The following is a 15,087-nucleotide window of genomic DNA, read 5'->3' on the forward strand; positions in this document are numbered from 1 at the left end:
CGCCCCAGAGGAGTAAGACCATGTCACCTGTTGGCCGAACTATGAGCGGCTCCCGCCCAAAGCGGCGCGCCGCTGCCATCACCACGGGGATAGCCCTCAGCGCCCTGATTCTCTCCGGCTGCGCCCAGAGCGAGCGCGAGGAGGGAACGGGCGACGCCGCTGCGTCGTCGGACGTTGACGGAACCTTCGTCTTCGCAGCCTCGTCGGATCCCAAGTCCCTGGACCCGGCTTTCGCCTCCGACGGCGAATCCTTCCGCGTCAGCCGCCAGATCTTCGAGGGCCTGGTTGGCGTCAAGCCGGGAACCGCGGATCCGGAACCGCTGCTGGCCAAGTCCTGGGAGACTTCCGAGGACGCCCTGACCTACACCTTCGAGCTGCAGGACGGCGTCAAATTCCACGACGGCACCGATTTCAACGCCGAAGCCGTTTGCGCCAACTTTGACCGCTGGTACAACTTCACCGGCATCCAGCAGGCTGAAAGCCTTGCCTACTACTACAGCAAGCTGTTCAAGGGCTTCTCCGATACCCCGGAGACCGCCACCTACGAGTCCTGCGAAGCCACCGGTGACACCGAAGCGGTAGTGACCCTGGCCAAGCCGTTCGCCGGATTCATCGCCGCGCTGTCCCTGCCGGCCTTCTCCATGCAGAGCCCGACGGCGATGGACCAGTACGCGGCCAACGAAGCTTCCGGCACGGCCGAGGCTCCCACGCTGACCGAGTACGCCAAGGACCATCCCACCGGAACCGGCCCCTTTAAGTTCGAGAACTGGGAAGTCGGCAACCAGATCACCCTGTCCGCCAATGAGGACTACTGGGGCGAGCAGGGCCAGGTCACGGACATCATCTTCCGCGTCATCGACGATCCCAACTCCCGCCGCCAGTCCCTCGAGGCCGGCACCATCGACGGCTACGACCTCGTGGCTCCGGCTGACACAAAGTCGCTGGCCGACGCCGGGTACAACGTGATAGCCCGCGAGCCGTTCACCATCCTCTACCTCGGCATGAACCAGAAGGTTGAGGAACTGGCGAACCCGCTGGTGCGCCAGGCCATTGCCCACGCGATCGATAAGCAGGCCCTGGTTGACCAGACCCTGCCCGAGGGCACCAAGGTGGCCACCCAGTTCATCCCCGACGTGGTCAACGGCTACAACGAGGACGTCACCGAATACGACTACGATCCGGAGAAGGCCAAGTCCCTGCTGGCCGAGGCCGGCTACCCGGACGGCTTCTCCGTGGACTTCAACTACCCCACCGGAGTCTCCCGCCCGTACATGCCGACGCCGGAGCAGGTCTACACCAACATCACCGCCCAGCTCGAAGAAGTGGGCATCACCGTCAATCCGCAGCCGAACAAGTGGTCCCCGGATTACCTGGACCGCGTCCAGGCCTCCGAAGACCACGGCATCCACCTGCTGGGCTGGACCGGCGACTACAACGACACCGACAACTTTGTCGGCGTGTTCTTCGGCGGCGAAAAGCCCGAGTTCGGATTCAACAACCCGGAGATCTTCGATGCCCTGGAGGAAGCCCGCCAGGTCAGCAGCCTCGAGGAGCAGACTCCGCTCTACGAGCAGATCAACGAGGACATCGCCGAGTTTGTGCCGGCCATTCCGCTGGCACACCCGGCTCCCTCACTCGCCTTCAACGAGCGCGTGGTTTCCTACCCCGCCAGCCCGGTGAATGACGAAGTGTTTAACAAGATCGAACTCAACAAGTAAGCAGCACAGGGCCGGGGTCTCTTCGGAGATCCCGGCCCTTTCACTGTTTCCCTTCCTTCATCCAGCGCCTCTACCACGCTGAGAAAGGACACCTGTGCTGCAAGTCATCGGCAAACGTCTTCTCATGCTGATTCCCACACTCATCGGTTTGTCCATCCTGTTGTTCGTCTGGGTCCGCAGCCTTCCCGGCGGCCCGGCCACCGCTCTGCTCGGCGACAAAGCAACACCGGAAGCGATCGCAAGGATCAACGCCGCCTACGGCTTTGACCGCCCCCTTCTGGAGCAGTACTTCGTCTACGTCGGCAAGCTCCTGCAGGGCGACTTCGGCGTTTCCACGGTCACCGGCCGGCCCGTGCTGGAGGAGTTCGCGACCCGTTTCCCCGCGACCCTGGAACTGTCCGTGGTGGCGCTCATCTTTGCCATCGGCATCGGGATTCCGCTTGGCTACCTCGCGGCAACCCACTACGGACGCTTCTGGGATCATTCCTCGGTGGTGCTTTCGCTCGTGGGAATCACCATCCCGGTGTTCTTCCTGGCCTTCATCCTGAAGTGGCTCTTTGCCATCCAGCTCCCCTGGTTTCCCCCGGACGGCAGGCAGAATCCGCGCATTGACGCCACCCACATCACGGATTTTTACGTGCTGGACGGGTTGCTAACCCGGGAATGGGACGCGTCCTGGGATGCGCTGACGCACCTGGTCCTGCCCGGAATTGCCCTGGGCACCATCCCGCTGGCGATCATTGTGCGCATCACCCGTGCCTCCGTCCTGGAGGTCCAGGGCGCTGATTATGTGCGCACCGCGCGCGCCAAGGGCCTGATGGAGAAAACCATCCGCGGCCGGTTCGTCCTCCGCAACGCCATGCTTCCGGTGACCACCACCATTGGACTGCAGACCGGCCTGCTGATTTCCGGTGCCGTGCTGACGGAAACGGTGTTTGCCTTCAGCGGTATCGGCAGATTCCTGCGTGATGCCATCTTCAACCTGGACTATCCCGTGCTGCAGGGATTCATCATTTTCATCGCCATCGCCTATTCATTGATCAATCTGATCGTTGACGTGTCCTATGGCTTCATCGACCCGAGGGTGAGGGTGCAATGAGTACAGTTCTCCCACCGGCTCCCGGCGGCGCCATCCGCCCCGACGAGCCCGCAGCGCCGATCCAGGCCGACACCCGCGGAACGGGCATGTGGCGTTCCGCGTTCAAGCGGCTGCGCCGCAATCCGGCGGCCATTGCCGGGGCCGTGATTATCGGCCTGTTCATCCTGGTGGCCATTCTGGCACCGGTACTGGCACCGTTCGGCGGCGACGATCTTCCGGGACGGACGGACATCACCCCCACGTCCATCCCCGGGCCCGGCGAGATTGACGCCTACCCGCTGGGACTGGACCGGTTCGGCGGCGACGTCCTGTCCAAACTCATCTGGGGCGCCCGCGCCTCACTCATCATCGGTGTCATTTCCACAGCGCTGGGACTGGCGGGCGGCATGCTCCTGGGCATCATCGCCGGCGGAATCGGCGGCTGGGTGGACAACGTCATCATGCGTTTCGTGGACATCCTGCTCTCCGTCCCGAACCTGCTGCTGGCGGTGAGCATCGCCGCCATCCTGGGGCAGAACACCTACGCCATCATGATCGCCATTGGTGTCTCCCAGATCCCGATCTTCGCCCGCCTGCTGCGCTCATCCATGATTTCCCAGCGCAGCGCCGACTACATCCTTTCGGCGCAGTCCCTGGGCCTGAGCCGGCGCACCATCACCATGAGCCATCTGCTGCCCAACAGCATGGGTCCGGTGATCGTGCAGGGCACCCTGACCCTGGCGACGGCTGTCATTGACGCAGCCGCCCTGTCCTTCCTCGGCCTCGGCGGCGGCAAGCCGCAGACGGCGGAGTGGGGGCGGATGCTGACCTACGCACAGAATGAACTGGCCGTGGCACCGCAGCTGGCGTTCCTGCCGGGCATCTGCATCGCCGTCACGGCCCTGGGTTTCACCCTGCTGGGCGAATCCCTGCGGGAGGCGCTGGATCCCAAGACCCGGAAGAAATAGCCGGTCCGCACCACGAGAAAAGCGCCGCTCCTGTTCACAGGGGCGGCGCTTTTCCGTTCGTCGAGCAGATTAGGAAGCCAGTTCGTCTTCCCCGATGTTCAGCTCGTTGCCCGGGATCGAAGCCAGCAGTTTGCGGGTGTACGGGTGGCGGGGGTTGGAGAAGACTTCCTCCGACGACGCCGCCTCCACCAGTTCACCGTCCTTCATCACGCAGACATAATCCGAGATCAACCGCACCACGGCCAGGTCATGGGAGATGAAGAGGTAGCTCAGTCCCAGTTCTGCCTGCAGGTCCCCCAGCAGTTTCAGGATCTGCGCCTGCACCAGGACATCCAGTGCAGAGACCGGCTCGTCACAAACGATCAGTTCGGGCTTGAGCGCCAGAGCACGCGCAATCGCCACGCGCTGGCGCTGCCCGCCGGAGAGCTCCGCGGGGTAGCGGCCCAGCATGGAATGCGGCAGCGCCACCTGGTCCATCAGCTCGCGCACGCGGGCCTCGCGCTCGCTCTTGGAGCCGCGCTTGTAGGTCTTCAGCGGCTCGTCCAGGATTCGCGCAATGGTGAACATGGGGTCCAGGGAGGAGTACGGATCCTGGAAGATCGGCTGCACCCGCTGCCGGAAGTCCCTCAGCTTTGCCTTCTCCAGGGACCCGACGTCGATTCCGTCAAAAGTCATGGTGCCGCTGGTGGGTTCGACCAGCTTCAGCAGCATCCTGGCAGTGGTGGTCTTGCCGGAGCCGGATTCACCGACGATGGCCACGGTACGCCCGCGGGGGATGTCCAGCGTCACGTTGCGGGCAGCGTAGAAGTCCTCGGAACGGCCCCGGATTTTGTAGACCTTGGTCAGGTCCCGGATCTCCACAATGTTGTCCGGCGCTGCGGTTTCCGGCTGCCCCGCCGCGGTCACTCCGGCCCTGTGCTTCGGTGACGGAACCGCGTCAGCCGGGGCACCGCCGTCGTTCGCTCCCGGGCTTGCTCCGTCCGCGTGTTCGGCATACGCCTGCTCCGCGAGCCGCAGGCGCTGTGCCGCCGGGGCCTTGAAGGCTCCCGGGCTCAGGCGCACCGCGGCAACGCTGGGCGCTGCGGCCACCAGCGACTGGGTGTAGGGGTGCTGGGGATCTTCGAGCAGCTGCCGGGCCGGGCCGTGTTCCACCACGAGGCCCCGGTGCATCACCACGAGTTCGGAGGCACGTTCGGCCGCCAGCCCGAGGTCATGGGTGATGAGCAGGACCGAGGTGCCCAGCTCCTCCGTCATGTTTCCGATCTGGTCCAGGATGGTCCGCTGCACCGTCACGTCCAGGGCGGAGGTGGGTTCATCGGCGATCAGCAGCCGCGGCCGGCAGGCCAGGCCAATGGCGATCAGTGCCCGCTGGCGCATTCCGCCGGAGAACTCGTGCGGATACTGCTTCGCCCGTTCGGCGGCGTCCGGCAGCCCGGCGGCGGTCAGGACCTCAATGACTTTGCGGTCCACATCCTTGGAGGTGGCCATGCCGTGGACGAGCAGGGTTTCCGCAACCTGGGTGCCGATCTTCGTGACCGGGTTCAGGTTGGACATGGGGTCCTGCGGCACCAATCCGATGGACCGGCCCCGGATGGCGCGCATCTTGGATTCAGGCATCCCCACCAGCTCGGTGCCGTCGAAGCGGATGCTTCCGGCCGCCACTTTCCCGTTTCCCGGCAGCAAGCCAATTACCGCCATGGCCGTGGTGGATTTACCGGAACCGGACTCCCCCACAATCGCCAGGGTTCCTCCGCGCGGGAGGCTGAAGGAAGCATTCTTAACGGCTTGGACTTCACCGTCGGTGGTGCGGAAATTAACCGCGAGATCGGTCACCTCAAGCAGGGGTGAATCAAGGCTGATATCAGTCATTTCCCTATCCTGCCCTACTTACAGCGCCAATGTGAGCAGGGTCTCACCAGCGGGTGCCTGTTTTTTTATCATTTAGACTGGAAATCCACGCATAAAACCAAGAGAACCAGACGCGCCCATTGACGGAGCGTAGGAGAATAACCGCTGTGACAGATTCCGGCATGGGCCGCCGCTCCTTCCTCCGGGCCGGTGCACTGCTTGGCGCCTTGGCCCTCGCCGGATGCACGGCCACCCCTCCCGACGGCAATGCCACGGCCTCACCCACCGGCAGCCCCTCCGCATCAGCGCCGCAGGCCACCTTCACCTTCGCCACTGCGGCCCGCCCGTCCACTCTGGACCCCTTCCTGGCCACGGACACCGAAAGCCACCGGGTCACCCGGCAGATCATGGAGGGCCTGGTGGGCGTTGACCCGCTGACCTCCGCACCCGCTCCCCTGCTGGCTGAAAGCTGGACGGAGTCCGAGGACGGACGCACCTACACGTTCAAGCTGCGCAGGGACGTCACGTTCCAGGACGGCGAACCCTTCAACGCCGACGCCGTCTGCGCCAACTTTGACCGCTGGTACAACCTTCCGGTTTCCGCCCGCGGATCAGGAAACCTTGCCTATAAGGCCGTCTTCAACGCCTTTTCCGACAGCCCGGAGCTCGCCGTCTACAAGGCCTGCACCGCGGTGGATGAATACACCGTCCAGGTGGAGCTGGCCACGCGCCTGACCGGGTTCATTCCCGCCCTGGCCACGCCGGAATTTGCCATGGCCTCACCGGCGGCCCTGAAGCAGCACACTGCCGACGCGCTCAGCGTGGAAAAAGACGGCCAGAAGATTTCCTCCTACGGCCTGCACCCCGTGGGAACCGGTCCGTTCACCTTGGAATCCTGGGAGGGTGATGAGGTCCGGCTGGCGGCCTACCCGGGGTACTGGGGCCGGCAGGGGCAGATCTCCACCGTGGTCTTCTCCACCATGGCCAACCCGCAGACCCGCCTCCGCGCCCTGAAGAACGGCGACGTGGACGGTTATGACCTGGTCACAGTGGCCGATGTGGACGACCTTGCCCGCAACGGCCTGCAGATCCTGCAGCGGGATCCGTATTCGGTGCTGTACCTGGGCATCAACGAGGCTTTCCCCGGCATGGACAACCTCAAGATGCGCCAGGCTGTTGCCCACGCCATTGATAAGGACGCGCTGCTGGACGGGCTCTTCCTCAACGGCACCAAGCAGGCCAACCAGTTTGTGCCGGAAAAGCTCGGAGTCAGCTCGGGAACCGTCACGAGCTACGGATACGATCCGGAGAAAGCTGCGGACCTGCTCAAGGAAGCAGGGTACGACGGCGCCGAGCTGCCCTTCTACTACCCCCGCCACGTCACGCGGGCCTACCTGCCGACCCCCGAGCGTGTCTACGCCGAACTCAGCCGGCAGCTCACCGCGGCGGGATTCAACATCAAGCCCGTACCGGTGGAGTGGTCCGATGACTACCTGCACAAGGTGCAGAGCAGCGGGGACCGCGCATTCCACCTGCTCGGCGTCAGCGGAACCTATGACGACCCGGACAACTTTGTGGGCACCCTCTTTGGCAGCTACACCGAAGAGCTCGCCTACGACGACACGCAGCTGCTGAGCAAGATTGACCGGGCACGGACCCTGAAGGCGGGACCGGAACAGGCGGAAGCGTATAAGGCGATAGCCGACCGCATTTCCACCCGGGTGCCGGCCATTCCGCTGGCCTTCCCCATCTCCGCGCTGGCACTCTCACCGCGGGTGGCCAGCTACCCCACGTCCCCGCTGCTCAACGAAGTCTTTAACCGGATCGAGCTCCGGAAGCAGTAGCCGGTTCCCCTCACAGGGAACTTGCAGGCCGCAGGTGATTTTAGTAAGGACGCTTGGGACGATACGCTTCTAGAGCTAGCGCCCTCGCGACTGGAGATACGAAGTTGACTGCTAATAGCCCGGCGGATAAGTCCGCAACTAAAACCGATGTACTGCTGATCGGCGGCGGCATCATGAGCGCGACCCTCGGGGCGTTCGTGAAGCAGCTTCAGCCCGATTGGGATATTTCCCTGTTTGAGCGCCTCGACCGCGCCGGACTGGAAAGCTCCGACCCCTGGAACAACGCCGGAACCGGCCACGCCGCGCTGTGCGAACTGAACTACAGCCCCGCAGCGGCCGACGGCTCCGTTGACCCGGCCAAGGCGGTGGGCATCAACGAACAGTTCCAGGTGTCCCGCCAGTTCTGGTCGCACATGGTCTCCTCCGGCCACATTACGAACAACTTCATCAACCCGCTGCCGCATATGAGCTTCGTCTGGGGTGACGCACACTCCGAGTACCTCCGCCGCCGCTACGAGTCGCTCAGCGCGCAGCCGCTGTTCAAGTCCATGGAATTCTCCGAAGACCACGCCAAGCTGGCGGAGTGGGCTCCCCTGATCATGGAGGGCCGCGACTCCTCCCAGCGCGTGGCCGGTTCCCGCGTAGTCGGAGGCACCGACGTCGACTTCGGCGCCCTGACCCGTGAGCTGACCGGTTACCTTGCCGCCAACGGCGTGGAAATGAACTTTGGCCACGAGGTCAGCAACGTTTCCCGTTCCTCCACCGGCGGCTGGGACGTGTCGGTCAAGAACCGCGCCACAGGCGAGTCCCGCACCGTTTCCGCCCGCTTTGTCTTCATCGGCGGCGGCGGCGGCGCCCTGCACCTGCTGCAGGCCTCCGGGATCCCCGAGGGCAAGGGCTTCGGCGGCTTCCCCGTCTCCGGCCAGTTCCTGCGCTCCACTGACGAGTCCATCATTTCCCGGCACAACGCCAAGGTATACGGCCAGGCCTCCGTCGGCGCACCGCCCATGTCCGTTCCGCACCTGGACACCCGGTTTGTCAACGGCAAGCGGTCGCTGCTGTTCGGCCCGTACGGCGGCTTCTCTCCCAAGTTCCTGAAAACGGGATCGTTCCTGGACCTGCCGGCGTCCGTGCGCCCGGGCAACCTGGTGCCGATGCTGGCCGTCGCCAAGGACAACATGTCCCTGGTCAAGTACCTGGTCACCGAGGTGATGAAGACCCGCGAGGGCAAGACCGAGGCACTGCAGGAATTCATGCCCCGCGCGGTCACCGAAGGCTGGGAGCTCATCACGGCCGGCCAGCGCGTGCAGGTCATCAAGAAGGATCCGAAGAAGGGCGGCGTGCTGCAGTTCGGCACCGAGCTGATCACTGCCTCGGACGGAACCATCGGCGCCCTGCTGGGTGCTTCGCCGGGTGCTTCCACGGCCACCCCGATCATGATCAACCTGCTCAAGCGTGCCTTCCCCCGCCAGTTCGACGGCTGGGAGCCGAAGATCAAGGAAATGATTCCGGGCTACGGCGTCAAGCTCAATGAGAACGAATCCCTGCTGGAAGAACTCACCGGCGACACCAACCGTGTCCTGGGCCTGAACTAACCCGGTACTTCTTCCCCGCAAAAATTTTTTACCCGTTGGACCGGGCTGACCCATCCGGTCGGCCCGGTCCAACGAACGTTAAGTGCCGGAACCGGCTTTGGTCCGGAGTGTTTTGCCGATTTACCTCAGTTCAGCTTCTCTTAAAGGCAGGCTCATGGACCGTTTGGCCAAGTTTTCGCTCTCCAACCGGGCGCTCATCGCCCTGATCACGGTGTTCATAGCCGTGTTCGGCGTAATTTCCATGGGCTCGCTCAAACAGGAGCTCATTCCGTCGCTGGAATTCCCCCAGATCACCGTGATCACTGCGCTGCCCGGAGCCTCCCCGGAAGTTGTGGACAAGCAGATCAGCGAGCCGCTGGAGGGCGCCCTGACCGCCGTCGAGGGATTGGAAGATTCCTCCGCCACGTCCCGCAGCTCGCTCTCCACCATCAGCCTGACCTTCGCCTACGGAACGGATCTGGACCGTGCCCGAGGACAGGTGGACCGCGCCATCTCCAACGCCCGGCAGCTGCTGCCCGACGACGCGAATCCGCAGTCCCTGGCCGGCAGCATCAGCGACTTCCCGATTGTGTACCTGGCCGTGTCCTCGGACCAGCCGCTGGCGGAACTGAACGCCGATCTGCAGCGCCTCACCGTTCCGCGGCTGCAGAAAATCGAAGGAGTCCGGACCGCGGAAGTCACCGGCGGATCCACCCGGAGCATTTCCATCCTCCCCGACCAGGCAGCCCTCGCTGCCCGGGGTGTTACGCCGTCGGCCATTTCCTCCGCATTGGAAAACAGCGGCGCCCTGGTCCCGGCCGGCACCGTCACCGAAGACACCCGCACCCTGCCCATCCAGATCGGCAGCCCGCTGGACAGCCTCGAGAAGGTCTCCGCCCTGCCCGTTGAATCCGCCGGCAGCGGCTCCGCCTCCGGGGCCGGTCCCGTGACCATCGGCGACGTGGCCTCGGTGGAAATCGTCGAAGACGAGAACACCTCCATCACCCGGACCAACGGGCAGCCCACATTGGCCGTGTCCATCACCAAGACTCCGGCCGGCGACACGGTGGGCATTTCGCACCAGGTCACGGACCTGCTGCCGTCCCTGGAATCCGAACTGGGCAACGGCGCCAAGTTCACGGTGGTCTTTGACCAGGCACCGTTCATCGAAGAATCCATTTCCAACCTGACCACCGAAGGCATCCTCGGCCTGGGGTTCGCCGTCCTGGTCATCCTGGTTTTCCTGCTCTCCGTCCGTTCCACCCTCGTCACGGCGGTGTCCATTCCGCTGTCCCTGCTGGTGACGTTCATCGGCCTGCTGGCGTTCGGATACTCGCTGAACATCCTGACCCTGGGCGCCCTGACCATCGCGATCGGCCGGGTGGTGGATGACTCCATCGTGGTGATCGAAAACATCAAGCGGCACCTGGGCTACGGCACCGACAAGCGGACGGCCATCCTGACGGCCGTGCGCGAAGTGGCCGGCGCCATCACCGCCTCGACGCTGACCACGGTTGCCGTCTTCGCCCCGATCGCCTTTGTGGGCGGCCTGGCCGGAGAACTTTTCCGGCCCTTCGCCATCACGACCTCCCTGGCCCTCCTGGCCTCGCTGCTGGTCTCCCTGACGATCGTCCCGGTGCTCGCGTACTGGTTCCTGAAATCCGGCAAACCGGTTGCGGACCCCGCCGCCTACCGCGCAGAGGTGGAAGCCCGCGAGTCCAAGTCGTTCCTGCAGCGCGGGTATGTGCCCGTCCTGCAGACCACCCAGCGGCATCCGGTCTACACAGTGGTGGCCGGACTCATTGTCCTGGCGGGAACTGCCGCCATGACACCGCTGCTGCAAACCAATCTCCTGGGCGACACCGGACAGAACACCTTCAGCGTCCGGCAGGAACTCCCGCCGGGCACCTCGCTGGAGACCACCTCCGCTGCGGCCCAAGACGTGGAGGACGTGCTGCGCGGAACCGAGGGCGTCAAGGACGTCCAGGTCACCATGGGCACCTCCGCCTCCGGTTTCGCCGCCTTCGCTTCCGGCGGATCCTCGGTGGCCTCCTACACCGTCATCACCGAGCCGGGCGTGGACCAGGTGGCGCTGAGGGAGACCGTCAGCAGTGAACTGGATTCATTGGACGACGACGCCGGGAACCTCACCCTGGGCAGCACCGGCGGCGGTTTCGGCACGTCCAACACGGTGGACATCAGTCTGTCCGCCGGGGATCCCAGCGAGCTGCAGCCTGCGTCCGAGCAGGTGGTGGAAGCGATGTCCTCGCTGGCTTCAGCCGGGGAAGTCACCAGCAACCTGTCATCCTCCTCCCCCGTGGTCCAGGTATCCATCGACCGTGCCAAGGCAGTGGCCGCCGGACTGAACGAACAGCAGATCGCCGGCCTGGTGGCCTCCACGCTGAGTCCGCTGCCCGCCGGAACCATCCGCATCGGCACCGATGACTTCCCCGTGCTCATCGGTGAAGGAACGCAGATCACCAGCGTGGAACAGCTCAGCCAGGTTCCCGTGCCCGCAGGGTCCGGGACCGTGCCGCTGAGTTCACTGGCCACGGTTGAGGAAGTGGACACGCCCACGTCGATCTCCGCCTCCGGCGGCGAACGCACCGCCGTCGTCTCGGTATCCCCGGCGGGCGAGAACCTGGGCGCGGCCATTACCGAAGTCCAGGCCAAGCTCGCCGAACTGGATCTTCCGGCCAGCGTGACGGCCACGCTGTCCGGTGCCGCCACCCAGCAGAATGAGTCCTTTACCCAGCTGGGACTGGCACTGCTGGCGGCCATCGCCATTGTCTACGTGATCATGGTGGCCACCTTCAAGTCCCTCATCCAGCCCCTGATCCTGCTGGTGTCCGTGCCGTTTGCCGCCACCGGCGCCATCCTGCTGCTGCTGATCACCGGCGTGCCGCTGGGGCTTCCCTCCCTGGTGGGCATGCTGATGCTGGTGGGCATTGTGGTCACCAACGCCATCGTGCTGGTGGACCTGATCAACCAGTACCGGCAGCCGCGCAACGGGCAGCCCGGCATGAACGTGGCCGATGCCATTACCCGCGGAGCCCGCCAGCGCCTGCGGCCCATCCTGATGACCGCACTGGCCACCGTCTTTGCCCTGACCCCCATGGCCTTGGGCGTCACCGGCGAGGGCGGCTTCATCTCCCGGCCGCTGGCGATTGTGGTGATCGGCGGCCTGGTCTCCTCCACCGTCCTGACCCTGATCCTGGTGCCGGTCCTGTACCGGCTGGTGGAGGGTGCCCGGGAGAAGCGGGCAGGCCGGCGCCGCCACTCCGCGAATCACACGGCGGAGGTTGGGGAGGGGCAGGCCTAGGGCCGGCGGCTCCCTCCTCAGCTGTCCTCTACGCCAACCGCGGGCGCCTCGGCGGCGCCGGGGTGATTTCGGCAGAGTAAAACACAGCGGGGTTCCCCCGGTCCGCCGGCCGTATCAGGCGCTAGAGTGGGACCACTGTCAACATCTCCCGGGGGAACCATGAGAAAAGCCGTCGCCGTCCCTGCCATCGCCCTGCTGCTCATTACCGGCTGCAGTGCCGCAACCGCTGAGCCGGGCGCACCGCATAGCTCCGATCCGGCGACCTCCGCATCCGACAATTCCGCTCCTGCAAATTCCGCTCCTGCCGCCGCCCCGCCGTCGATCCAGGCGTCGGTAGAGGACTCCGAAGAGCAGACCTGCTCCAAGCTCCTCAAGACCAATGGGGAGGGCCCCCTTTACCAGGCCACTTACATCTACCGGATTGATGACTTTGGCGCGAGCACTTTCCTGGGAAGTCCCGAAAGCGCCCGCACCCTCAACGAAGCACTGGATGGAATAGCCCGAGACGCTCCGCAGGACATGGGCGCTGCACTGGCGGCGCTGGCGTCCCCCATGGAGGGCGCCATGCAGACGGCGGGGGACCCGGGCTCGCCCTGGGTTGCCGACTTCGTGACCTGGCAGGGCGCCGTCGCGGAGCTCCTGACCCGCTGCGCACCCTATGAGTCCGGCACGGGCGATGCGGCAGCTTCCTCTTCGGCAGCCCCGGCCCCGGCTGCCGAAGCCAGCGCCGCCTTCCCCGGTTATCCCTTGATCGTGGATGCCGCATCCCTTGACTACCGCGTTGGTGCCTGGTTCGGGGACAGGCTTGTTGCAGGACAGGTTGTGGCGCTGGCTCCTCGGCTCTACGCGCCATATGACCCCGCTGCCCCGGATCTGTTGTCCTACTACGCTGCGGACCGTGTGGTGGGAGACGGCGTCATGAAACACATCGTCTTTCCCGGCTCCGGAAACGCGGCCACGTTCTCGGGACTGCAGCCAGGGAGCCAGGAACCCCAATAGGCCCCACGGCAGTCCTGGGGGAATGAATCGCCGGCAGGCGCCGTTGTTCCGCTATGTAGATGCAAATGCATATACTTGTAGCTGGACCAGCCACATCGGAGGACACCATGCAGATCGGCGTATTCAGCGTCAGCGACATCACCCGCGATCCCGTCACCGGACGGATTCCCACGGAGGGCGAACGGATCAAGGCCGCCGTCGCCATCGCCAAGAAGGTCGAAGAAATCGGCATGGACGTGTATGCCACCGGCGAGCACCACAATCCGCCGTTCTACGCTTCCTCCCCCACCACCCTGCTGGGCTACATTGCCGCACAGACCGAACGGATCATCCTCTCCACGGCCACCACGCTGATCACCACCAATGACCCGGTGAAGATTGCCGAGGACTTCGCCACCCTCCAGCATCTCTCCGACGGCCGCGTGGACCTGGTGCTGGGCCGCGGCAACACCGCCCCCGTTTACCCGTGGTTCGGCAAGAACATGCAGGACTCGGTGGAGCTGACGGTGGAGAACTACAACCTGCTGCGCCAGCTCTGGGACAAGGAGACAGTGAACTGGGAGGGGAAGTTCCGCACTCCGCTGAGGAACTTCACCGCCACCCCGCGCCCGCTCGACGGCGTTGCCCCCTTCGTGTGGCACGGCTCCATCCGCACTCCGCAGGTGGCCGAGATCGCCGCCTACTTTGGTGACGGCTTCTTTGCCAACAACATTTTCTGGCCGAAGGAGCACTACATGCAGCTCATCAGCCTCTACCGCGAGCGCTATGAGCACTACGGCCACGGCCGGGCCGACCAGGCCATCGTGGGCCTTGGCGGGCAGTTCTTCATGCGTAAAAACTCCCAGGATGCCGTCAACGAGTTCCGGCCGTACTTCGACAACGCTCCCGTTTACGGGCACGGCCCCTCCATGGAGGACTTCACCGCGCAAACCCCGCTCACGGTCGGCAGCCCGCAGGAAGTGATCGAGAAGACCCTTTCCTTCCAGGAGTACTTCGGTGATTACCAGCGCCAGCTGTTCCTGATCGACCATGCGGGGCTTCCGCTGAAGACGGTCCTGGAGCAGCTGGATCTGTTCGGCGAATATGTGCTGCCGGAACTGCGGCGCGAATTCGATGCCCGCCGGCCGGCGGACGTTCCCGAGGGCCCGACACATGCTACACGGGTGGCCGCGGCTCAAATGTCGTCACGTTCAACCGCTGCCCCTTCTCTTCAGTAGGCTAGAGGCATGTCCTTGGATACCAGCAGCGCACCCGTTCGACAGGCAGCAGAGACCTGGGAGTCCCTGTTCCGGACCCAGGTGGGAGTGATGCGCCGGCTTCAGAAGGATCCGGCGTTCAAGGAACTGTCCATGCGGGAATACGACGTCCTGTTCAATCTCACCCGCTGCCCCACCGGCTGGATCCGCCTGAATGAGCTCAATGTGCACCTGCTCATCAGCCAGCCCAGCCTCAGCCGGATGGTGGAGCGGATGGAGGCCAAGGGATTGGTCCAGCGCCGGCCTGCAGAGAACGACCAGCGGGGCGTCGAAGTGTCCCTGACCGAGGAGGGGCGTGCGCTGCAGCGGAAGCTGGGCAGCGCCCACGTCCGCGGCATCTATGAGCTGCTCACTCCCGCCCTCAGCGAAACCGAGATGCAGGAACTGAAGTCGCTGACGGACAAGCTGCTTGCCAGCCTGCCCGCGAACGACGGCTAAGTCCCGCCGGGACAGCCCTGAAACCGGAACGACGGCGGGAGC

At 64.7% G+C, this 15,087-nt stretch carries 10 protein-coding genes; 9 read left to right on the forward strand and 1 reads right to left on the reverse strand.

Annotated features, from left to right (window positions below):
- Positions 1–20: 20 nt before the first annotated feature.
- The 3 genes from AC4D2Q_RS00135 (at position 21) to AC4D2Q_RS00145 (ending at position 3,764) form a co-directional block, all read left to right on the forward strand.
- Positions 21–1,718, forward strand: a complete 1,698-nt coding sequence (locus tag AC4D2Q_RS00135) for an ABC transporter substrate-binding protein (protein WP_490944062.1) — start codon at positions 21–23, stop codon at positions 1,716–1,718.
- A 94-nt stretch (positions 1,719–1,812) separates the two neighbouring features.
- The gene (locus AC4D2Q_RS00140) at positions 1,813–2,817 is read left to right on the forward strand and encodes an ABC transporter permease (RefSeq protein ID WP_490926776.1); all 1,005 of its coding nucleotides are present in this window, start codon (positions 1,813–1,815) and stop codon (positions 2,815–2,817) included.
- Positions 2,814–3,764 carry an ABC transporter permease gene (locus AC4D2Q_RS00145; protein WP_490926775.1) on the forward strand — a complete coding sequence of 317 codons (951 nt, stop codon included), beginning with the start codon at positions 2,814–2,816 and terminating at the stop codon, positions 3,762–3,764. Before AC4D2Q_RS00140 ends, AC4D2Q_RS00145 begins: the two co-directional genes overlap by 4 nt.
- Before the next feature lie 69 nt (positions 3,765–3,833).
- Here AC4D2Q_RS00145 and AC4D2Q_RS00150 read toward each other — a convergent pair whose 3' ends face one another.
- Positions 3,834–5,633, reverse strand: a complete 1,800-nt coding sequence (locus AC4D2Q_RS00150; RefSeq protein ID WP_490944065.1) for a dipeptide ABC transporter ATP-binding protein — start codon at positions 5,631–5,633, stop codon at positions 3,834–3,836.
- A gap of 146 nt (positions 5,634–5,779) precedes the next feature.
- Between AC4D2Q_RS00150 and AC4D2Q_RS00155 the strand changes: the two genes are divergently transcribed.
- From AC4D2Q_RS00155 to AC4D2Q_RS00180, 6 genes are all read left to right on the forward strand, one after another.
- Positions 5,780–7,456, forward strand: coding sequence for an ABC transporter substrate-binding protein (locus AC4D2Q_RS00155; RefSeq protein WP_490944067.1), 1,677 nt, complete (start codon positions 5,780–5,782; stop codon positions 7,454–7,456).
- Positions 7,457–7,560: 104 nt separating this feature from the next.
- Positions 7,561–9,051, forward strand: a complete 1,491-nt coding sequence (locus AC4D2Q_RS00160; RefSeq protein ID WP_490926772.1) for a malate:quinone oxidoreductase — start codon at positions 7,561–7,563, stop codon at positions 9,049–9,051.
- A gap of 154 nt (positions 9,052–9,205) precedes the next feature.
- Positions 9,206–12,352: an efflux RND transporter permease subunit gene (locus AC4D2Q_RS00165; protein ID WP_490944069.1), complete on the forward strand. Its 3,147-nt coding sequence runs from the start codon at positions 9,206–9,208 to the stop codon at positions 12,350–12,352.
- Positions 12,353–12,511: 159 nt separating this feature from the next.
- The gene (locus AC4D2Q_RS00170) at positions 12,512–13,351 is read left to right on the forward strand and encodes a hypothetical protein (RefSeq protein WP_490944071.1); all 840 of its coding nucleotides are present in this window, start codon (positions 12,512–12,514) and stop codon (positions 13,349–13,351) included.
- A gap of 107 nt (positions 13,352–13,458) precedes the next feature.
- Positions 13,459–14,568 carry an LLM class flavin-dependent oxidoreductase gene (locus AC4D2Q_RS00175; protein WP_490944074.1) on the forward strand — a complete coding sequence of 370 codons (1,110 nt, stop codon included), beginning with the start codon at positions 13,459–13,461 and terminating at the stop codon, positions 14,566–14,568.
- A 9-nt stretch (positions 14,569–14,577) separates the two neighbouring features.
- Positions 14,578–15,045, forward strand: a complete 468-nt coding sequence (locus tag AC4D2Q_RS00180) for a MarR family winged helix-turn-helix transcriptional regulator (protein WP_490944076.1) — start codon at positions 14,578–14,580, stop codon at positions 15,043–15,045.
- Positions 15,046–15,087 lie beyond the last annotated feature (42 nt).

Source organism: Arthrobacter sp. TJ-178, assembly GCF_058269275.1.

Bases quoted from the DNA above. Each gene is read 5' to 3' on its own strand.
- AC4D2Q_RS00135 (WP_490944062.1), top strand. From the start codon at position 21: ATGTCACCTGTTGGCCGAACTATGAGCGGCTCCCGCCCAAAGCGGCGC.
- AC4D2Q_RS00145 (WP_490926775.1), top strand. From the start codon at position 2,814: ATGAGTACAGTTCTCCCACCGGCTCCCGGCGGCGCCATCCGCCCCGAC.
- AC4D2Q_RS00150 (WP_490944065.1), bottom strand. From the start codon at position 5,633: ATGACTGATATCAGCCTTGATTCACCCCTGCTTGAGGTGACCGATCTC.
- AC4D2Q_RS00165 (WP_490944069.1), top strand. From the start codon at position 9,206: ATGGACCGTTTGGCCAAGTTTTCGCTCTCCAACCGGGCGCTCATCGCC.
- AC4D2Q_RS00170 (WP_490944071.1), top strand. From the start codon at position 12,512: ATGAGAAAAGCCGTCGCCGTCCCTGCCATCGCCCTGCTGCTCATTACC.
- AC4D2Q_RS00175 (WP_490944074.1), top strand. From the start codon at position 13,459: ATGCAGATCGGCGTATTCAGCGTCAGCGACATCACCCGCGATCCCGTC.
- AC4D2Q_RS00180 (WP_490944076.1), top strand. From the start codon at position 14,578: ATGTCCTTGGATACCAGCAGCGCACCCGTTCGACAGGCAGCAGAGACC.